We start from the raw sequence: 18,651 nt of genomic DNA, 5'->3' as shown, positions 1-18,651 counted from the left end.
TCAAGCGGTATGGATTCAAAGCCCCAGCATGCCGCGCAGCGCCTTCGGGTCGGCACCGCCATCGGCAAAGTCGTCGAACGCGCGTTCGGTCACGCGGATCAGGTGCTCGCGGATGAAGGCCGCGCCCTCGCGCGCGCCGTCCTCCGGGTGCTTCAGGCAGCACTCCCACTCCACGACCGCCCATCCGGGGAAATCGTACTGGGCCAGCTTCGAGAAGATCGCCTTGAAGTCGACCTGCCCGTCGCCGAGCGAGCGGAACCGGCCCGGGCGGTCGATCCAGCCCTGGTATCCGCCATACACGCCGCTGCGCGCGTCGGCGCGGTACTCGGCGTCCTTGGCGTGGAACATGCCGATGCGCGCGTGGTAGCGGTCGATGAAGCCCAGGTAGTCCATCTGCTGCAGCAGCAGGTGGCTGGGGTCGTAGAGGATCTTCGCGCGCGGATGGTGGTCGACCGCATCGAGGAAGCGCTCGAAGGTCGCGCCATCGTGCAGGTCCTCACCGGGATGGATCTCGTAGCACAGGTCCACGCCGCACGCGTCGAAGGCATCGAGGATCGGGCGCCAGCGGCGGGCCAGTTCGGCGAAGGCCTCGTCCACCAGGCCGGGCGGGCGCTGCGGCCAGGGATAGAAGTACGGCCAGGCCAGTGCGCCGGAGAAGGTGGCGTGCGCGGTGAGGCCCAGGCGCTGGCTGGCCTGCGCCGCCAGCTTCAGCTGGTCCACCGCCCAGGCCTGGCGCGCGGCCGGGTTGCCGCGCCGGTCTTCCGGGGCGAAGCCGTCGAACAGCGCGTCATAGGCCGGGTGCACGGCCACCAGCTGGCCCTGCAGGTGGGTGGACAGCTCGGTGATCCGGATCCCGTGCCCGGCCAGCATGCCGGCGAGGTCGTCGCAGTAGGCCTGGCTCTGCGCGGCCTGGGCGAGATCGAAGATGTGGGGCGTGCTGGTCGGCACCTGGACCCCGCGATAGCCCAGCCCCGCGGCCCAGCGAGCCAGGCTGTCGAGGCGATCGAACGGCGCCTCGTCGCCAATGAACTGGGCCAGGAACAGCGCCGGGCCCTGCAGTGTCCGCATGCCGAATGACCTGATGCAATCGATTGCATCCGATCCTAGCATGCGATGATCGGGGCACGCGTTGTGCAGTGCATCGCGCGCATCCGGGACGGGGACATGGCCACCATCTACGACATCGCCAGGCACGTCGGCGTTTCGGCAGGCACCGTCTCGCGCGCGCTCTCGCGGCCGGAGAAGGTGCTGCCGGACACGCGCAGGCGCATCGAGCAGGCCGCCGCCGCGCTGGGCTACGTCCCCAACGCCTCGGCCCGGACCCTCAAGACCCAGCGCAGCGGCAAGATCCTGATCACGGTGCCGGACATCGGCAACCCGTTCTTCGCGCAGATCCTCAAGGGCGCGGAGGAGGCGGCGCAGGCCGCTGGGTACGCGGTCCTGCTGGGCGATACCGAGCACCAGGCCGAACGCGAGGAGCGCTACGCGCAGATGCTGCCGCGCAACCAGGCCGACGGCATGATCGTCCTCGGTCACCGGCTGCCGCCGACCGCGCGCGAGATCGTCCGGCACCTTGGCGCGAAGGCGCCGGTGGTCAACGGCTGCGAGTTCGACCCGACCCTGGGGATTCCCAGCGTCCACATCGACAACGCAGCCGCGGCGCGCACCGCGATGGAGCACCTGTACGCGCTGGGGCACGAGCGAATCGCCGTGGTGGGTGGCCCCCCCGACAACCCGCTGCATCGGCAGCGGCTGGAAGGCGCCCTGGCCGCGGCCAGGGCGCACGGCCGTGTGGACGTGCTGGCGACGGTCCCCGGCGACTTCTCGGTGGAATCCGGCCACGCGGCCGCGACGCGGTTCCTGGCCCAGGCGCCGGCGCCCACTGCCGCCTTCTGTTTCAGCGACCAGATGGCGCTGGGGGTGCTCGCGGCGTGTCGGGACCTGGGCATCCGCGTGCCGGAGGAATTCTCGGTGGTCGGGTTCGACGACCTGGCGTCCTCGCGCTACCTGAGCCCGCCGCTGACGACGATCAGCCAGCCGATGCGGGAGATCGGCGTCCGCGCGGCCAGGCTCCTTCTGGCCATCATCGAGGGGGTGGAGGTGCCGCACCAGCAGACCCTCGACTTCCGCCTGATGCTGCGCGGGTCGACCGCCGCGCCGCCGCGGGGCCTCTGACGCGTCGCGATCGGCCACAGGTGGCCAGCTGCGCCCGACCGCTCCGCCGGTGGCGGCAGGCGCAGGACGCGTGGGCGCGATGCTTCGCGCCGTTCGCGGAAAGGATCGATGCGCGCATCGGCCTCGGAGGGCGCAGGCCGGCCGCGCTTCGCGCGGCTAAAATGGGGCGTTTTCCGCCCGCCACCGAGCCAGCCGTGACCCACGCTCCCGTCAGCACGATCAAGCAGGACGATCTGATCCAGTCGATCGCCGACGCCCTCCAGTACATCAGCTACTACCATCCGGTCGACTACATCCGCGGCCTCGCCGCCGCGTACGAGCGCGAGGAATCGCCCGCGGCCAAGGACGCGATGGCGCAGATCCTGATCAACTCGCGCATGTGCGCCGAAGGGCACCGACCGATCTGCCAGGACACCGGCATCGTCACCGTGTTCCTGGAAGTGGGCATGGACGTGCGCTGGGAGGGCTTCACCGGCTCCCTGGAAGACGCCGTCAACGAGGGCGTGCGCCGCGCCTACAACCACCCGGACAACAAGCTGCGCGCTTCGGTGCTGGCCGATCCGGCCGGCAGGCGCCAGAACACGAAGGACAACACCCCGGCCGTGGTCAACATGAAGATCGTCGCCGGCAACACCGTCGACGTGATCGTCGCGGCCAAGGGCGGCGGTTCCGAGGCGAAGAGCAAGTTCGCCATGCTCAATCCGTCCGATTCGATCGTCGACTGGGTGCTGAAGACCGTGCCCACCATGGGCGCCGGCTGGTGCCCGCCGGGCATGCTCGGCATCGGCATCGGCGGCACCGCCGAGAAGGCGATGCTGCTGGCCAAGGAAGCGCTGATGGAGCCGATCGACATCCAGGACCTGATCGCGCGCGGTCCGTCCAGCCGCGCCGAGGAGCTGCGACTGGAGCTGTACGAGAAGGTCAACGCGCTGGGCATCGGCGCGCAGGGCCTGGGCGGCCTGACCACGGTGCTCGACATCAAGGTCAGGGACTACCCGACCCACGCGGCCAACCTGCCGGTGGCGATGATCCCGAACTGCGCGGCGACGCGCCACGCGCACTTCACCCTCGACGGCAGCGGCCCGGTCGCGCTGGACCCGCCCTCGCTGGAGGACTGGCCGAAGCTGACCTACAACCCGCAGAACGCGCGCCGCGTGGATCTCGACACGATCACCCGCGAGGAGGTCGCGACCTTCAGGCCGGGCGAGGTGCTGTTGCTCAACGGGAAGATGCTCACCGGGCGCGATGCCGCCCACAAGCGCATGGTCGACATGCTCGACAAGGGCGAGCCGCTGCCGGTCGACCTCGAGGGCCGTTTCATCTACTACGTCGGCCCGGTCGATCCGGTGCGCGATGAAGTGGTGGGCCCGGCGGGCCCGACCACAGCCACGCGCATGGACAAGTTCACCGAGCAGGTCCTGGCCCAGACCGGCCTGCTGGGCATGATCGGCAAGGCCGAGCGCGGCCCGGCGGCGCTGGAGGCGATCCGCAGGCACAGGTCGGTCTACCTGATGGCGGTCGGCGGTTCGGCGTACCTGGTGTCCAAGGCGATCCGCGCAGCAAGGGTCGTGGGCTTCGCCGACCTCGGCATGGAGGCGATCTACGAGTTCGAGGTCAAGGACATGCCGGTCACCGTGGCGGTGGATTCGACCGGCGAGTCGGTGCACCAGACCGGACCGAAGCAATGGCAGGCGCGCATCGGCAAGATCCCGGTGGTGGAGATCGCCTGATACCGGCCCGGAGGCGCGGCGCGCGATAATCGCGCTCCGCCCCTGTCCGGAACGCGCCATGTCGATCGTCCTGTACGGCTCGCCCAGCACCGCTTCGCTCGTGGTCCACTGGCTGCTGATCGAGCTCGGGATCGAACACGAGGTGCGCATGCTCGATTTCGGGCGCGGCGAACAGACATCGCCCGACTACCTGGCGATCAACCCGCAGGGCCGCGTGCCGACGCTGGTGATCGACGACCAGGTGCTCACCGAATCCATCGCGATCGCCATGCAGCTGGCCGACCTCTATCCGGACGCCGGCCTGGCGCCGGCGGTCGGCACGCCCGCGCGCGGCGACTACTACCGCTGGATGGCGTTCTGCGCCTACACCCTGATGCCGGCCTACCGCGCCTGGTTCTATCCCCACGAGCCGGCCGGTCCGGCGCAGGTGGAGCGGGTGAAGGCCAGCGCCGCGCAGGTGCTGGAGCGGGCCTGGCAACAGGTGGCCGACCACCTTGCCGCCGGCGGGCCGTACCTGCTCGGGGAGCGCCGCAGCGCGGTGGATTTCGTGCTGACGATGCTCATGCGCTGGTCGCGCAACATGCCCGCGCCCAGCGACCGCTGGCCGGCGCTCGCCGCCCACGCCGCGCGGATGAAGGCGCTGCCGTCGTTCGCCGAGGTCTACCGCCGCGAGGGCATCACCGACTGGACCTGAGCGCCGTGGCTGCCGCTGCGCTCAGACCTGGGAGCGCAGCGGCCGGATCAGCTTCTCGGCGATCTTCTCCGACAGCGGGCGCTTCATCCAGGTCGCCAGGTCGTACTGCTCCGCCTGCTCCAGGTCGTGCTCGAACACGGCGGTCATGGTCGCGGCGAACCCGCGGTCGTAGACATTCAGGCTCGCTTCGTCGTTGAGGCGGAAGGAGCGGATGTCGAAGTTGGTCGAGCCCACGGACACCAGCTCGCCGTCCACCACCAGCAGCTTGGCGTGGATCATGGTGGGGCGGTAGACGTGGATGTGGATGCCGCCGGCCATCAGCTCGCCCCACGAGGCCTTGGACGCCACGCGCACCGTCTCCGAGTCGATGTGTTCGCCCGGCAGCAGCACCCGCACCCGCACCCCGCGCCGGCACGCGGCGAGCAGCGCGTCGGCGATCAGCCGGTCGGGCACGAAATACGCCGCGCACAGGTCGATGCTGCGGATCGCGGCCGCGATCGAGGACAGGTACATCAGGTGCATGCTCTCGCTACCGCTCGCCGGGGAGGCGATGAACAGGTGCGCGTCCATGTCGCCCGCAGGCTGCAGCTCGGGGAAATGATCCGGTCCGTGCAGGAGTTCGCCGGTGGTCTTGATCCAGTTGTCGTTGAACGCCGCCTGCATCTGCGCCACGACCGGCCCCTCGACCCGGAAATGCGTATCGCGCCAGTGATCCGGATCCTGCGCACGGCCGGTCCACTGGTCGGCGATCCCGACCCCGCCTGTGAAGCCGATCCGGCCGTCGACCACCAGCAGCTTGCGGTGGGTGCGGTTGTTGAGCCGCCCGATGTTGTACCAGCGCAGGGGACGGTAGTGCTCGATCCGCACGCCCGCGTCCTTCATCATCGACAGCAGGTCGTCGTCCATCTTGATGCTGCCGGCCCAGTCGATCACCAGGTGCACGGCGATGCCCTCGCGGGCGCGCTCGGACAGCGCCTCGGCGAACTTCCGCCCGATGTCCCCGGACCAGTAGATGTACGTTTCCAGGTTCACCGTGCGCTCGGCCTTGCAGATCGCCTCGAGCATGGCGGGAAAGATCGCATCGCCGTTCTGGAACGCCTCGACCCGGTTGCCGGCCACGATCGCGGGGCCGAGCAGCACAGACATCTCGCGGCGGAACTGGGGGTCCGCGATCGCGTGCCGGTGCTCGACCTTCTTGTCGATCTTCTTCTCGGACGTCGCGAAGTTCATCGCGACCGCGACCCCGAGAATCGTCAGCGCGATCGTCACCACGATGGTCCAGGTCATGCGGCGACGGGCTCCGGCATCGGGATGGGAAGGGGGCGGAAACGCGGGCGCCACTGTAGCGGCGGCGGCACCGCGGTGGCGTGAAGCCGCGGCATGCGACTCAGTCGATGCTCGGCTCGAACCACTCCTGCAGCGACACGCCCAGCCCGACGTAGGTCGCCTTGTGGTTGTAGTCGATCAGGCTCTCGCCATAGCCATGGAACAACTGCAGCCGGCCGCGCATGGGAATCGACGGATGGACCGGGAATCCCCAGTCGAACTGCACCGCGCCGCGCGAGCGGTCGCCGCCGCGCAGCGAATGGCGCGCCATCAGCGAGAATTCGTTGCGACCGCGTACGTGGGTGAGGGTGGCGTCGCCGCGGCCGATGTAGTCCTCCATCTGCGGGTTGTCGTCGTCGCTGCCATCGGACACCCGGATCCAGGGCCGCAGCATCAGTGCCCAGTTGTCGCGGTCCAGGCCGATGTTGAACATGACCCGGTTCCAGCTGCGCGAGAGCGGGTCGCCGCGACCGTTGGACTGGTGGTTGATGCCCACCGCCGCCATGCGGCCCTTCCAGCCGCCCAGGCTGTAGGCGTTGCGGAACACCAGCAGCACTTCCGGTTCGTAGTTGGTTTCGCGGAATGGGCGCGATTCCTCGCTGTTGTAGACCTGCCAGCGGGACGACTGGGTGTAGCCCATCCAGATGTCGCCGTTGTCGCCGAACAGGTTCTCCACCGCCTTGGTCTTGAAGCTGAGCTGGAACTTGGTCTCCACCGAGTCCAGCGCGATCGGATCGGTGACGGTGTTGTCGGGATTGAGCGAGGTCGGCCGTTCGTTGACGTTCGAGGTCCAGAACGCCGGCATCAGGTACACCGGCTTGTAGACGCGGAAGTTGAAGACGCCGAGCTTGGAATCGCGCGCCAGCTCCCAGCGGCTGTCGAGCAGCGAGCCGCGCCCGGCGTTGGCCAGCGCGCGGCCGAGCGCCTCGTCGTGGCGGAACAGGTCGTCGGCGCGGGGGGCGGGCGCAGCGGTCCGGGCACCGGAATGGTCGGTCGCCTCGGCCTCGCGTTCGGCCCGGGCGCGGGCGGCGGCCAAGTCGGCCTCGAGCGGGCCGGGTGAGGTGCGCTGGGCGAGGCCGTCGTAACAGGCCAGGCGCATCGCGTCGGTCTCGATCGCGGCGCAGGTCTCCAGCGAAGGGCCGACGGCCGCGGATTGCGCGAAGGCGGGCGCGACGATCGACGCCAGCGCAAGCGCGAGGGTGGAGCGCATCGGGAAGATCGTCATCGGGCGTCGGGTCCGGGTTCGAGGAGGTTGGTGCCGGCATCGGCGGCGTGCTGCGCATCCGCCAGCTGCTCGTCGATGTCGCGGTTGACCGAAGTGTCGGCGCCCACGCTGTGCGCGGGTTCGGGGTGCGGTCGCGGACTTGTTTCGTCGCCGGCCTCGCGCGCCATGCGCAGGTGATAGACGGTGCGCGGCGACTCGACTCCGGCCTGCGCGTAGGCCGCCTTCACCAGCCGGATCGCTTCGCTGCGCACCTTGCCCAGGTCGCTGCGGCGCTGGTCGACCCAGCCGAAGAAGCGCAGCACGATGCCGGCCGGCCCGAACTCCTGCACGGCCCAGGAGGGGCCGGGGTCGGTGAGCAGGCCGTCGATCGTCGCCACCTGCGCAAGCGCAAGTTCCTGCGCCCGCTGTATCGACTGTGCCGGATCGATGGTGACGGTGAAGTCGAAGCGGCGCTTGGGATTGCGGGTGTAGTTGAGCACGATCGCCTTGAAGACCAGCGCATTGGGCAGGCGCAGCTCGTTGCCGTCGAGGGTCATCAGCACGGTCGAGCGCGAGTGCAGTGCGACCACGCGACCCTCGTTGCCGTCGATCACCACCAGGTCGCCGGGCGAGAACGGCTGCCGCAGGCTGAGCAGGATGCCGGCGACGTAGTTCTCGGCGATGTCCTTGAACGCGAAGCCCAGCACCAGGCCGACCACGCCCGCCGAACCGAGCACGGCGGTCACCAGGGCGGTGGCGTTGAGCAGGTCCAGCGCCAGCAGCACACCGGACAGCACGATCAGCACGCGTACCACGTTGCGGATCAGCCCGTTCATGTACGGGTTGTCGGTGCGCAGCCGGAGCAGGTGCAGGCGGCGCGAGACGAAGCCGCCGAGCCAACCGGCGATGAGCACGATCACCAGTGCGGCCAGCAGCAGCGGCAGGCTGGCGACCAGGCCGGCGAGCTTGGCCACGACCCGGTCGAAGGTGAAGTCGAAGCGTGCGCGGATGTCGGAGTCCGGCGGCGCGGGCGCGAGCGCGTCCGGTGCGCCGGCGTCCGCAGGCGATGCGCTGGCCGGGGCGGCCGCCTGACCGGACGCGGTGGACGCAGCCGCCGGCGTCGCGTCGGCAGCATGCGCGTGCTCCTGCGCCATGGCGACGGGCAGCACCATCGCCATCGCCAGCAGGATCCACGCCACGCCGGCACGCCAGTGCGCCGCGACCCGCGGACGCCTGGCGACCGGGCGCGATGTCGCGCTTCCGCGGCCGGTTGCGCTCAATCGGTCCACCAGGCCAGCGCGAAGATCCCGACCATCGCGAACGCGAGGGTCAGCTTCAGCACGATGCCGACGAACAGGCCGAACCAGGTCCCGATGCCGACCCGTGTCGCCTGGCCCAGGTCGCGATGACCCAGCCCCTTGCGCGCCACCAGTTCACCGATCACCGCGCCCGCGAACGGGCCGACGAACACGCCGATCAGTCCGAAGAACAGCCCGACCACGGTGCCGACGAGTGCCCCGATCACCGCCAGCCGGCTCGCGCCCACGCGCTTGGCGCCCGCGGCCGAGGCCAGGAAATCGACACCGATCGACACCAGGGTCAGCACCGCCAGCGCCAGCACCGTCCAGCCGCCGATCTGCTCGAATCCGCCGGCCCATGCGGCCAGCAGCATGCCGGCGAACACCAGCGGAAGGCCGGGCAGGGCGGGCAGCACGATGCCTGCCAGGCCGACGAGCACCAGCAGGATGGCGATGGCGTAGTAGATCGACTGCGCTTCCATGGACGGCTCCGCGACGGGTGGGACTCCGTCCGTCGGCGCATTCTGTCAAAACGCCGTGCCGGCGCGCGAATCCTGGCCGCATGGGCCGGGCGGCCCCGTTGTCTGCAGCGGGCCGGCCGGCAGCGGGCGCATCGGGCGTCCGCCTGGCCGTGCCGCGCAGTGGGAGAAACGGGATGTCGTCCGAACGCCAGACAGGAACGGTCAAGTCCATCAACGCGGGATCGGGGCAGGTCACCGTCGGCCACGAGGGGTGGGGCGATCTGGCCTTCGGAAGCCAGGCCTTCGGCGCGGCCGGCGGACCGGCACCGTATGTCGGCCAGCAGATCAGTTTCCTGGTCGACGACGGGGATCCCGGCATCGCGCGCCTGGACGAGGCCTGGCACCAGCCGACTGGCGGCAGCGGAAGCACGGGCGCCTGATCGGGGCTCGATCGCCGGTCGCCCGTCGGCGACGACTGCACCAGACCATCCAGGCCGGAGCGGGCGGGACCGGAAGCGGGACCGCCCAAGGCCCAGGCCGGACAAATGGCGGCCGCCGAGAAAGGCGCTGCGGCAGCCGCTCAAACGGAGACGCCGCCGGTGTGCACCGGCGGCGTCGCGGTCTTGGCCAGCGCGGGCGCTGGCCCGCGGGTCGATGTGCGAGGGCTTCGAGACTCAGTACACCCAGGCGCGCCCGTTCTGCACGCGCACGTAGGAGCCTTCGCGGATGCCCCCAAGATCCGCCTGGTGCACGGCCGTGGTGCGGCCATCGTCCATGCGGATGTGGACGGTGTAGCCGCCGCGACCGCCTTCGACCCGGTTCTGGATCGCATTGCCGGCGACGGCGCCACCGGCGGCACCGGCCGCGATCGCGACGTTGCGACGCCCTTCGCTGTCGGTGTTGCGGCGCGCCAGCTCCTTGGCCGCGACCGCGCCGACGATACCGCCGAGGACCGGGCCGGCCACGTTGGCCTTGCCGTCGCTGGCGGCCGCGGTTTCGATGGCGACCACGGTGCCGCAGTCGTAGCAGCGGCCCGAGGCGGGCGCGGGGGTGGTGCTGCCGTAGCCAGGCCCGTAACCGGGAGAGGTGCTGGCGCAGCCGGCCAGGGCCAGCGTGGCAACGGTGGCGACACAGGTCATGCGCATGCGGATGTTCATCGTGACTCCTCGCTAGTGGACGATGGCCGCCTTGCGCGGCACGGAGCGGACACTAGGCCCGCCGCGGTGAACGCGGCGGCAATCCGGATGCGGATGACGACGCGGGCCGCCTTCCAGTGCAGTCGCGGTTCAGGCGACCGCGACCGTTGCGGGGTTCAGCGGAAGTCCTGGTGGCAGGCCTTGCAGGCTTCGCCTACCGCGTCGGCGGCGCGGGTGACACCCTCGCAGCCGACCGCCGGCGTCGCCAGCGCCGCGTCGAGCGTGCCGCGGAACTGGGCCGCGTGCGAGACGAAGCGGCGGTCTTCGCGCAGGTCCGGGAACGCGCGTTCGAAGTCGTTGCCCAGGCTGCGCAGCGACTGCAGGTGGGGCAGGGTGTCGGTCGGGCTGCAGCGGTTGGCCTCGGCGTTCTCGCGCAGCTGCGCGGACTGCGCGGACAGCACATGCATCAGCGCCTCGGGATAGCGGTCGTGCCAGGTCTTGCGGGCGTCGAGCGTGCGCAGCAGCATCACCACCGCCACGATGCCCAGCACCAGTCCCAGCAGGAACACGAACAGGTAACGGCCGGCAGCCGACGGCGGCTTGCGTGCGCGGCTGGACTCCGGGCTGGGCGGCGGCGTGGTCGACATGGCGGGCTCCGGAGCGGACGCAGCGGGGAACGGGCGCGGCGACGATAGCACGCGCGTGCGCCGGTAGACTGGCGGCATGGACTCGGTCTGGAACGAACGCTTCGCCGGCATCGACCGGCTCTACGGCCGCGGTGCGGTCGAGCGCCTGCGCACGCGGCGCGTGGCCGTGATCGGCCTCGGCGGCGTGGGATCGTGGGTGGTGGAAGCGCTGGCGCGCAGCGCCATCGGGCACCTGAGCCTGGTGGATGCGGACGACCTGTGCCTGTCCAACACCAGCCGCCAGCTGCCCGCGCTCGCGGGGCAGTACGGACGCAACAAGGCCGAGGCGATGGCCGAGCGCTGCCGCGCGATCAGTCCCGCGATCTCGCTCGACGTGGTGCCTGCGTTCCTCACGCCCGGCAACGTCGCCGAACTGCTCGACCGGGACTTCGACTTGGTGGTCGATGCCTGCGACAGCTTCCGCAGCAAGGTTGAACTGATCGCCTGGTGCCGACGCCGCAAGCGGCCGGTGCTGACCGTTGGCGCAGCGGGCGGCCGCACCGATCCCACGCTCGTACGCGTACGCGACCTCTCGCGCACCGAGCACGATGCGATGCTGGCGCTGATCCGCAAGAAGCTGCGCGGCGAGTTCAATTTCCCGAAGAACCGCGACAGGTACTTCGGCGTGCCCGCCGTCTACTCGCTCGAGAACGTGCGCTATCCGCAGGCCGACGGCTCGGTGTGCGGCACCCGTCCGGTGGCCGGTCCCGACGCGGCGCTCAAGCTCGACTGCGGCGTCGGGCTCGGCGCGGCGACGCACATCACCGGTGCGTTCGCGTTCGCGGCCGCGGGCAAGGGGCTGGAGATGTTGCTCGAGGCGCCGGTTCGGTCGACACGCGTGCCTGGGTGACTAGCGCGGCGCCTCCGCTAGCGGCCGAGGCAACCCGAACAGGCGGATCGCGTTGTCGCGAGTCGCGTGCGCGATCGCCTCGGGCGATTCGTCGCGCAGGCTGGCCACCGTCTCGAGCACGTGCGTCAGCCGCGCGGGCTCGTTGCGCTGGCCGCGGATGCCGGCATCGGGCTGGTCGGGGGCGTCGGTTTCCAGCAGCAGGTATTCGAGCGGCATGCCCGCGACCGTCCGCCGCAGCCGCCGCGCGCGCTCGTAGGTCACCGGCCCGCCGATGCCGAGCATGAAGCCCATCTCCCACAGCTGCCGCGCCTGCTGCTCGCTGCCCGACCAGCTGTGGACCACGCCGCGCAGCCCTCCGATGCGACGCAGGGTGGCGATCACCGCGTCCACCGCGCGGCGCGCGTGCACGATCACCGGCAGGTCCAGGTCGCGCGCGATCCCGAGCTGGCCTTCGAAGAAGTCCTGCTGGGCGTTGTGGTCCAGCCCTTCGACGTAGTAGTCCAGGCCGCATTCCCCGACCGCCACCGCACGCTCGCGCCCGAGCCACTCGCGCAGTAGTCGAAGATGCTCCTCGCGATGCGCGGACAGGTACATCGGATGCAGGCCGTAGGCCGGATGCAGGCCATCGTCTCCACTGCAGATGTCGCGCAGCTTGGGCCAGGCCGCGGCTTCCACCGCGGGCAGCACCTGGATGCGCACACCCGCTGCGCGCGCCCGCACGACGACCGCATCCCGATCGCGATCGAACTCCGGCGCGTCCAGATGGCAGTGGCTGTCGATCAGGTCCATGTCGGCGGCGCCCGGCGACGCGCGGCTGCTCGAACGACGTGCGCGACGCGCAGGTCAGCGGCGGCGCGCGCCATCCCCCCGCAAGGGTTCTCCAGGCCTGGGCTTGCGGTCCTTCCAGTTCGCCAGCAGCAGGGTGCCCAGCCCGAGCACGATCTCGTCGATGAAGGGGATCGGGTCGAACGGCCACAGGACGCTGATGGCGAACGCGATCGCGGTCACCTTGAACAGCGTGGGATAGCGCAATCCGCGCGCCCAGTTGAGCAGTGGAAGCAGCAACGGGTTGGGCATCGGCCCGGCTCCGGCATGTGGTTGCGCCACGCTATCACGCGCGCCCGCCGACTGCCCGGTTCACCGCCGCGTCAGGTTCCGGGGAACTCGCCGGGGGTCTTGTTCAGCTTGGAAATGATGGAATCTCTCTGCACGTTCGACACGGGCCCCGCCCGCAGGAGGAATCAAATGAAGAGCAATACCTTGGCCATTGCCCTGGGCTCGCTGCTGGTGGGCGGCGTCGCCGTCGGCGCCTATCACAACAGCCGCGATGCGAACGGCCCGCTTGCGGGCGACAGCGCCGTCCAGGAGGAGGGCAGGCTCGAATATGCGCCGGTCGTCGCGGTCACGCCCGTGACCGAGGAGGCCGAGCTGTACGCGACGGTGATCGGCACCGACCCGGTGCGCGAAACCACCACGTCGACCTCGCCGCGCCAGGTGTGCGAGGACGTGGTCGTGCAGGAGCGCCTCCCCGAGCGCGACGGCAACGTCGGCGGCACGGTGGCGGGCGCGCTGATCGGCGGCCTGGTGGGCAACCAGGTCGGCTCGGGCAACGGACGCAAGCTGGCGACCGCGGCCGGTGCGACCGCGGGCGGCATGATCGGCAACCGGGTCGACCGCAACCACGTCGGTGGGCGTGTCGTCGAGCGCGTCGACCGCCAGTGCCGCACGGTCCAGGACAGCTCGCAGTCCTCGCGCGTGGTCGCGTACAACGTGACCTACCGCAACCCCGACGGCACCACCGGGACGATGCGCACCGACGAGAAGCCGGGCGAGCGCATCTCGCTCGGCACCGAGGACCGGACCGTCGCGTACGACGTGACCTACCGGTACGACGGGATCGAGAACACCGTGCGCATGGACCAGGATCCGGGCGAGCGGCTGCCGGTGGTGGACGGCGAGGTGATGACGCGGATGGTCGCCGGCAACGAGCAGGGCGGCCAGAGAAGCGCACTGCGCTGAGAACGGCGGCCCGTTGGCGGGCCTCCGGAGGACCTTCTTGACGGGCCGGCACTGCCGGCCCGTCCTGCGTTGCGGGCTTCCGGATCGGGCGGTCGCTGACCGTACAATATGAAACCTTTCCGCCCGACCCCGCCCACATGGCCCTGCACCCGTACGACCTCTACGACGTCCGATCCCTGCTCACCGAGGAAGAGCAGGCGGTCCAGGACACCGTCGCGCGCTTCACCGACGAACGCGTGCTGCCGATCATCGGCGGCTGTTTCGACGAGGGCCGCTTCCCGGCGGAACTGATCCCCGAGATCGCCGGGCTCGGCCTCCTGGGCGCGACCCTGCCGGCGGAGTACGGCGGTTCGGAGCTCAACTACGTCAGCTACGGCCTGATCTGCCAGGAGCTCGAACGCGGCGACAGCGGTCTGCGCAGCTTCGCCAGCGTGCAGTCCTCGCTGTGCATGTACCCGATCTACTCCTACGGCACCGAGGAACAGAAGCAGCGCTGGCTGCCCGACATGGCGGCGGGCAAGGTCATCGGCTGCTTCGGCCTGACCGAGCCGCACGGCGGCTCCGACCCGGCCAACATGAAGACCCATGCGAAGCGCGACGGCGACGACTGGGTGATCAACGGCGCCAAGATGTGGATCACCAACGGCAACCTGGCCCACATCGCGATCGTCTGGGCGCAGACCGACGACGGCATCCAGGGCTTCGTGGTCGAGAAGGAATTCGCCGGCTTCAGCGCGCAGCTGGTCAAGCACAAGATGAGCCTGCGCGCATCCGTGACCAGCGCGCTGTTCCTCGACAACGTGCGCGTGCCCGAGGCCAATCGCCTGCCGAACGTGAAAGGCCTGAAGGGTCCGCTCGGCTGCCTGACGCAGGCGCGCTACGGCATCACCTGGGGCCCGATCGGCGCGGCGATCGCGTGCCTGGACGAGGCGCTGGGCTATTCCAAGGAACGCATCCTGTTCGGTCGCCCGGTGGCCGCCACCCAGAGCGCGCAGCTGAAGATGGCCGACTGGGCGCGCCGCATCACCGCCGCGCAGCTGCTGTCGCTGCAGCTCGGCCGGCTCAAGGATGCCGGGAAGATGCAGCCCACCCAGGTCTCGCTGGCGAAGTGGAACAACTGCCGCATGGCCATCGACATCGCGCGCGAAGCGCGCGACCTGCTCGGCGGCGCCGGCATCACCACCGAGCATTGCCCGATCCGGCACGCGCTCAACCTGGAATCGGTCATCACCTACGAGGGCACGGAGACCGTGCACCAGCTGGTGGTCGGCCGCGAGCTGACCGGCATCAACGCGTTCTGACCTGCGGCGCCGTGGCGGGCGTCGCGAGGCGGCGCCCACCGCGGCGCCCGCGACACGACACCGGCCGCCCGCATGCGCGGGCCAGACGATGCGAGGTGGATTGCCGACATGCTGCCCACGCAACCGCGACTCGAGACCGAGCGCCTGGTGCTGCGCCCGCCGCGGATCGAGGATTTCGACCGCTACGCGCAGATGCTGGCCGACGAGGACGCCTGCCGCTACATCGGCGGCCACCAGCCACGTGGCGGCGCGTGGCGCCGGTTCCTGCAGATGCCGGGGGCCTGGGCGCTGCAGGGCTTCGCCATGTTCTCGGTGATCGAGAAGGACAGCGGGCGCTGGGTGGGGCAGATGGGGCCGTGGCAGCCGGACGGCTGGCCGGGGCACGAGATCGGTTACGCCTTCCATCCGGACGCCTGGGGCCGCGGCTACGCGGTCGAGTCGGCGGTGGCGGCGATCGACTGGGCTTTCGCGCAGCTGGGCTGGGAAGAGATCATCCACTGCATCGATCCGGAGAACGCGGCCTCCCAGAAAGTGGCCGCACGGCTGGGCTCCACGTTGCGTGGCCCGGGCCGCCTGCCGGCGCCGTTCGACGAGGCGCGCGTGGATATCTGGGGCCAGACCCGCGCGCAGTGGGCACACAACCGGAATCGCATCGCATGATCGCCGTGCACGGCATGTCCAGTTCGGGCAATTGCCACAAGGTGCGGCTGCTGCTGGAGCAGCTGGAACGCCCCTACCGCTGGATCGAGGTCGACAGCGCCAACGGCGGTACACGGACGCCCGCCTACCTGGCGAAGAACCCGAACGGCAAGGTGCCGATGCTCGAGCGCGAGGACGGCCAGGTGCTGGTCGAGTCGAACGCGATCCTGTACTGGCTGGCCGACGGCACGCCGTTTCTGCCGCAGGATCCGTGGCAGCGGGCGCAGGCGCTGAGCTGGATGTGCTTCGAGCAGTACAGCCACGAGCCGTACGTCGCCGTGCCGCGTTTCATCTGCGGCTGGACGCCGCTGGACTCGCCGCGCCGCGCCGACCTTCCGCGCCTGCGCGAGCGCGGCCACGCGGCGTTCACGGTGATGGAGCGCCACCTCTCGGCCAAGCCCTGGTTCACCGGCGAGCGCTACGGCATCGCCGACATCGCGCTGTTCGCCTACACCGGCGTCGCCGGAGATGGCGGCTTCGACCTCGCGCCGTATCCCGCGCTGCGCGCCTGGCTCGCCCGGGTGCGTGCCACGCCGGGCTTCGCAGAGATGCCGGCCCCCGCCCCCGGGAACCTCGCCCTGCTCGCCGCTTCCGCGGCGCATCCCGGCTCCGCTTCGCAGGCGCGCGGCCACTGAGCCGTCCGCCCCGACCCGGCGGGCCGCGGCCCGCACCAACGAGATCCCGCATGTTCGCGACAGTTCCGACTCCCATCCCGGCCCGCATGAAGGGCCTCAACCGCGCCGAGATCTGCGACGTCAACTTCCAGGAATTCGTGCGTGGCTGGGACGGGCGCGCCGATGCGGCGCCCGCCGACGACGAGGCCATCCTCGACGGCAGCGCTCTGGATGCGCGGAGTTTCCGCGAACTGTTCGAGTCGCAGCTGATCAGCCGCCACCTCGACCTGATGGCGCGCGTGCTGCGGGTGCAGAACAAGGTCTTCTACACCATCGGCTCGAGCGGGCACGAGGGCAACGCGATGGTGGCGCGGCTCACGCGGCACACCGATCCGGCCTTCCTGCACTACCGCAGCGGCGGCTTCATGGCCGAGCGCTTCCGCAAGCTGCCCGGCATGGACCCGGTCATGGATTCGGCGCTGTCGTTCGCGGCCAGCAAGGACGATCCGGCCAGTGGCGGGCGGCACAAGGTCTGGGGCAGCAAGCCGCTGTGGGTGCTGCCGCAGACCTCGACCATCGCCTCGCACCTGCCCAAGGCCTTCGGCACCGCGGTGGCGATCGAGCAGGCGCGTCGCAGCGGGCACGCGCTGCCGGTCCCGGGCGACAGCATCGTGGTGTGTTCGTTCGGCGACGCCTCCAGCAACCACGCCACCGCGCAGACCGCGTTCAATGCCGCCGCCTGGACCGCCTACCAGAAGCTGCCGGCACCGGTGCTGTTCGTGTGCGAGGACAACGGCATCGGCATCTCGGTGCGCACGCCCGACGGCTGGGTGGCGCGCAATTTCCGCCACCGCCCGGACCTGGACTACTTCTACGCCGACGGCCTCGACCTGGCCTCGGGCTACGGCGACGTGCAGCGCGCCGTGGAGCACTGCAGGCGCACGCGCCGGCCCACGTTCCTGCACCTGCGCACCACGCGGATCATGGGCCACGCCGGCACCGACTTCGAGATCGAGTGGCGCAGCATCGAGGAGCTGTGCGCGGTGGAGGCGGGCGACCCGCTGCTGCGCAGCGCGGCGATCGCGCTGGAATCGGGCGCGATGTCGAAGGAGGAGATCCTGGCGCTCTACGAGGCCACGCGCGCGAAATGCTTCGCCGCCGCCGAGGACGCCGACCGCCGGCCGCGGCTGTCGTCACTGGAAGAGGTGATGGCGCCGCTGGCGCCGTACACGCCCGACACGGTGGCCGCCGAGGCCACGCGCGCCGACTACGCGCAGCGTCGCGTCGACGTGTTCGGAGGCGACGCGCGGTTGCCCGAGCGCGCAGGCCCCAAGCACCTGGCGATCCAGATCAACGCCGCCCTGCACGACCTGTTCGCCAAGTATCCCGAGGCCCTGCTGTTCGGCGAGGACGTGGCGCAGAAGGGCGGCGTGTACACGGTGACCAAGGGGCTGCAGAAGGCGTTCGGCCCGCGTCGCGTGTTCAACACGCTGCTCGACGAGACGATCATCCTCGGGCTGGCGCAGGGTTACGCCAACATGGGGTTCCTGCCGCTGCCGGAGATCCAGTACCTGGCCTATTTCCACAATGCCTGCGACCAGATCCGCGGCGAGGCGGCCAGCCTGCAGTTCTTCAGCAACGGCCAGTACCGCAACCCGATGGTGATGCGCATCGCCTCGCTGGGCTACCAGCGCGGCTTCGGTGGCCACTTCCACAACGACAATTCGATCACCGCGCTGCGCGATATTCCCGGCCTGGTGGTGGGCTGCCCCAGCCGTGGCGACGATGCCGCCACCATGCTGCGCACCCTGGTCGCGCTGGCGAAGGTGGACGGGCGCGTGTGCGCCTTCCTCGAACCGATCGCGCTGTACATGGCCAAGGACCTGCACGAACCGGGCGATGGTGGCTGGCTGACCACGTATCCCGCGCCGCACGAGGCGATGCCGCTGGGCGAGGAGCGCGTCTACCACCCTGAGGCGACCGACCTGGTGGTGTTCACCTTCGGCAACGGCGTGCCGATGAGCCTGCGCGCGGCGCGGGCGATCGAGGCCGCGCACGGGTGGAAGGTGCGGGTGGTGGACCTGCGCTGGCTGGCGCCGCTCAACGAGGCGGCGATCGCGCTCCACGCCGGCGAGTGCGAGCGCATCCTGGTGGTCGACGAGGGGCGCCGCAGCGCCGGCGTGGGCGAGGGCATCATCACCGCGATCGCCGAGGCCGGCTACCGCGGCCGTCCGTTCCGGCGCGTGGTCGGCGCCGATACGTTCACGCCGCTCGCGGGGGCGGCGTTCCTGGTGATTCCGTCGGACGAGCAGATCGTGGCCGCGGCGGATGCGCTTGCAGAGGAATCGCAGGCGCGATGAAGTCCCGACGCGCTCGGACGCCACGTTTCGTAAACACGCGCCGCGGGCGGGCCCATCGCAAGGAGGGGCACCGGCTGACGTTGTGGACCGATCGCCGC

The 18,651-nt window shown here is 70.4% G+C and carries 19 protein-coding genes; 10 read left to right on the top strand and 9 right to left on the bottom strand.

Features of this window, described 5'->3' with window-relative positions; genetic code table 11:
* Positions 1-15: 15 nt before the first annotated feature.
* Positions 16-1,068 (bottom strand): sugar phosphate isomerase/epimerase family protein, encoded by a 1,053-nt coding sequence (locus QFW80_RS05675; protein WP_280600444.1) that lies wholly within the window; start codon positions 1,066-1,068, stop codon positions 16-18.
* A gap of 96 nt (positions 1,069-1,164) precedes the next feature.
* On the opposite strand from QFW80_RS05675, the gene QFW80_RS05670 reads away from it, so the two are divergent.
* From QFW80_RS05670 to QFW80_RS05660, 3 genes are all read left to right on the top strand, one after another.
* A complete protein-coding gene (locus tag QFW80_RS05670; RefSeq protein ID WP_280600443.1) occupies positions 1,165-2,175 on the top strand; it encodes a LacI family DNA-binding transcriptional regulator in 1,011 nt (336 codons plus the stop codon).
* Between the two features lie 194 nt (positions 2,176-2,369).
* Entirely contained in the window at positions 2,370-3,905 is a 1,536-nt protein-coding gene (locus QFW80_RS05665; RefSeq protein ID WP_280600441.1) for a fumarate hydratase, read from the top strand.
* Between the two features lie 58 nt (positions 3,906-3,963).
* Positions 3,964-4,599: a glutathione S-transferase family protein gene (locus QFW80_RS05660; RefSeq protein ID WP_280600439.1), complete on the top strand. Its 636-nt coding sequence runs from the start codon at positions 3,964-3,966 to the stop codon at positions 4,597-4,599.
* Between the two features lie 21 nt (positions 4,600-4,620).
* Here the strand turns inward: QFW80_RS05660 and QFW80_RS05655 are convergent, their stop codons facing one another.
* The 4 genes from QFW80_RS05655 to QFW80_RS05640 all read right to left on the bottom strand — a co-directional run bounded on the left by QFW80_RS05655 (position 4,621) and on the right by QFW80_RS05640 (position 8,909).
* On the bottom strand, positions 4,621-5,886 hold the full coding sequence (locus QFW80_RS05655; protein WP_280600437.1) for a phospholipase D-like domain-containing protein: 1,266 nt from the start codon (positions 5,884-5,886) through the stop codon (positions 4,621-4,623).
* A 100-nt stretch (positions 5,887-5,986) separates the two neighbouring features.
* Complete coding sequence (locus tag QFW80_RS05650) at positions 5,987-7,150, bottom strand: phospholipase A (RefSeq protein WP_425603504.1); 1,164 nt, start codon at positions 7,148-7,150, stop codon at positions 5,987-5,989.
* Entirely contained in the window at positions 7,147-8,328 is a 1,182-nt protein-coding gene (locus QFW80_RS05645; RefSeq protein ID WP_280600434.1) for a mechanosensitive ion channel family protein, read from the bottom strand. Before QFW80_RS05645 ends, QFW80_RS05650 begins: the two co-directional genes overlap by 4 nt.
* 77 nt (positions 8,329-8,405) lie before the next feature.
* Positions 8,406-8,909 (bottom strand): DUF456 domain-containing protein, encoded by a 504-nt coding sequence (locus tag QFW80_RS05640; protein WP_280600432.1) that lies wholly within the window; start codon positions 8,907-8,909, stop codon positions 8,406-8,408.
* A gap of 173 nt (positions 8,910-9,082) precedes the next feature.
* On the opposite strand from QFW80_RS05640, the gene QFW80_RS05635 reads away from it, so the two are divergent.
* Positions 9,083-9,328 (top strand): hypothetical protein, encoded by a 246-nt coding sequence (locus tag QFW80_RS05635; RefSeq protein ID WP_280600430.1) that lies wholly within the window; start codon positions 9,083-9,085, stop codon positions 9,326-9,328.
* A gap of 234 nt (positions 9,329-9,562) precedes the next feature.
* Here the strand turns inward: QFW80_RS05635 and QFW80_RS05630 are convergent, their stop codons facing one another.
* Positions 9,563-10,045, bottom strand: a complete 483-nt coding sequence (locus QFW80_RS05630) for a glycine zipper 2TM domain-containing protein (protein ID WP_486624498.1) — start codon at positions 10,043-10,045, stop codon at positions 9,563-9,565.
* A gap of 155 nt (positions 10,046-10,200) precedes the next feature.
* Positions 10,201-10,671, bottom strand: a complete 471-nt coding sequence (locus QFW80_RS05625; protein ID WP_280600428.1) for a hypothetical protein — start codon at positions 10,669-10,671, stop codon at positions 10,201-10,203.
* 76 nt (positions 10,672-10,747) lie between these two features.
* Here QFW80_RS05625 and QFW80_RS05620 point away from each other — a divergent pair, with 76 nt between their 5' ends.
* Positions 10,748-11,560, top strand: a complete 813-nt coding sequence (locus QFW80_RS05620; RefSeq protein ID WP_280600427.1) for a tRNA threonylcarbamoyladenosine dehydratase — start codon at positions 10,748-10,750, stop codon at positions 11,558-11,560.
* Here QFW80_RS05620 and QFW80_RS05615 read toward each other — a convergent pair whose 3' ends face one another.
* Both QFW80_RS05615 and QFW80_RS05610 read right to left on the bottom strand, forming a co-directional pair.
* Positions 11,561-12,349, bottom strand: coding sequence for a TatD family hydrolase (locus QFW80_RS05615; protein ID WP_280600425.1), 789 nt, complete (start codon positions 12,347-12,349; stop codon positions 11,561-11,563).
* Positions 12,350-12,403: 54 nt separating this feature from the next.
* Entirely contained in the window at positions 12,404-12,637 is a 234-nt protein-coding gene (locus tag QFW80_RS05610) for a DUF6116 family protein (protein ID WP_280600424.1), read from the bottom strand.
* Positions 12,638-12,805: 168 nt separating this feature from the next.
* Between QFW80_RS05610 and QFW80_RS05605 the strand changes: the two genes are divergently transcribed.
* From QFW80_RS05605 to QFW80_RS05585, 5 genes are all read left to right on the top strand, one after another.
* On the top strand, positions 12,806-13,579 hold the full coding sequence (locus QFW80_RS05605) for a glycine zipper 2TM domain-containing protein (protein ID WP_280600423.1): 774 nt from the start codon (positions 12,806-12,808) through the stop codon (positions 13,577-13,579).
* 137 nt (positions 13,580-13,716) lie between these two features.
* Positions 13,717-14,880 carry an acyl-CoA dehydrogenase family protein gene (locus QFW80_RS05600; RefSeq protein WP_280600422.1) on the top strand — a complete coding sequence of 388 codons (1,164 nt, stop codon included), beginning with the start codon at positions 13,717-13,719 and terminating at the stop codon, positions 14,878-14,880.
* Between the two features lie 108 nt (positions 14,881-14,988).
* On the top strand, positions 14,989-15,540 hold the full coding sequence (locus QFW80_RS05595) for a GNAT family N-acetyltransferase (RefSeq protein WP_280600421.1): 552 nt from the start codon (positions 14,989-14,991) through the stop codon (positions 15,538-15,540).
* Positions 15,537-16,214: a glutathione S-transferase family protein gene (locus tag QFW80_RS05590; protein WP_280600419.1), complete on the top strand. Its 678-nt coding sequence runs from the start codon at positions 15,537-15,539 to the stop codon at positions 16,212-16,214. The genes QFW80_RS05595 and QFW80_RS05590 overlap by 4 nt, the downstream gene beginning before the upstream one ends.
* 50 nt (positions 16,215-16,264) lie before the next feature.
* A complete protein-coding gene (locus tag QFW80_RS05585) occupies positions 16,265-18,553 on the top strand; it encodes a thiamine pyrophosphate-dependent enzyme (RefSeq protein ID WP_280600417.1) in 2,289 nt (762 codons plus the stop codon).
* Positions 18,554-18,651 lie beyond the last annotated feature (98 nt).

This window comes from Luteimonas rhizosphaericola (genome assembly GCF_029888045.1).
Lineage (GTDB): Bacteria > Pseudomonadota > Gammaproteobacteria > Xanthomonadales > Xanthomonadaceae > Luteimonas > Luteimonas rhizosphaericola.
The sequence above is the reverse complement of the archived record's forward strand: the minus strand, read 5'-3'. Positions and strand labels throughout refer to the sequence as shown.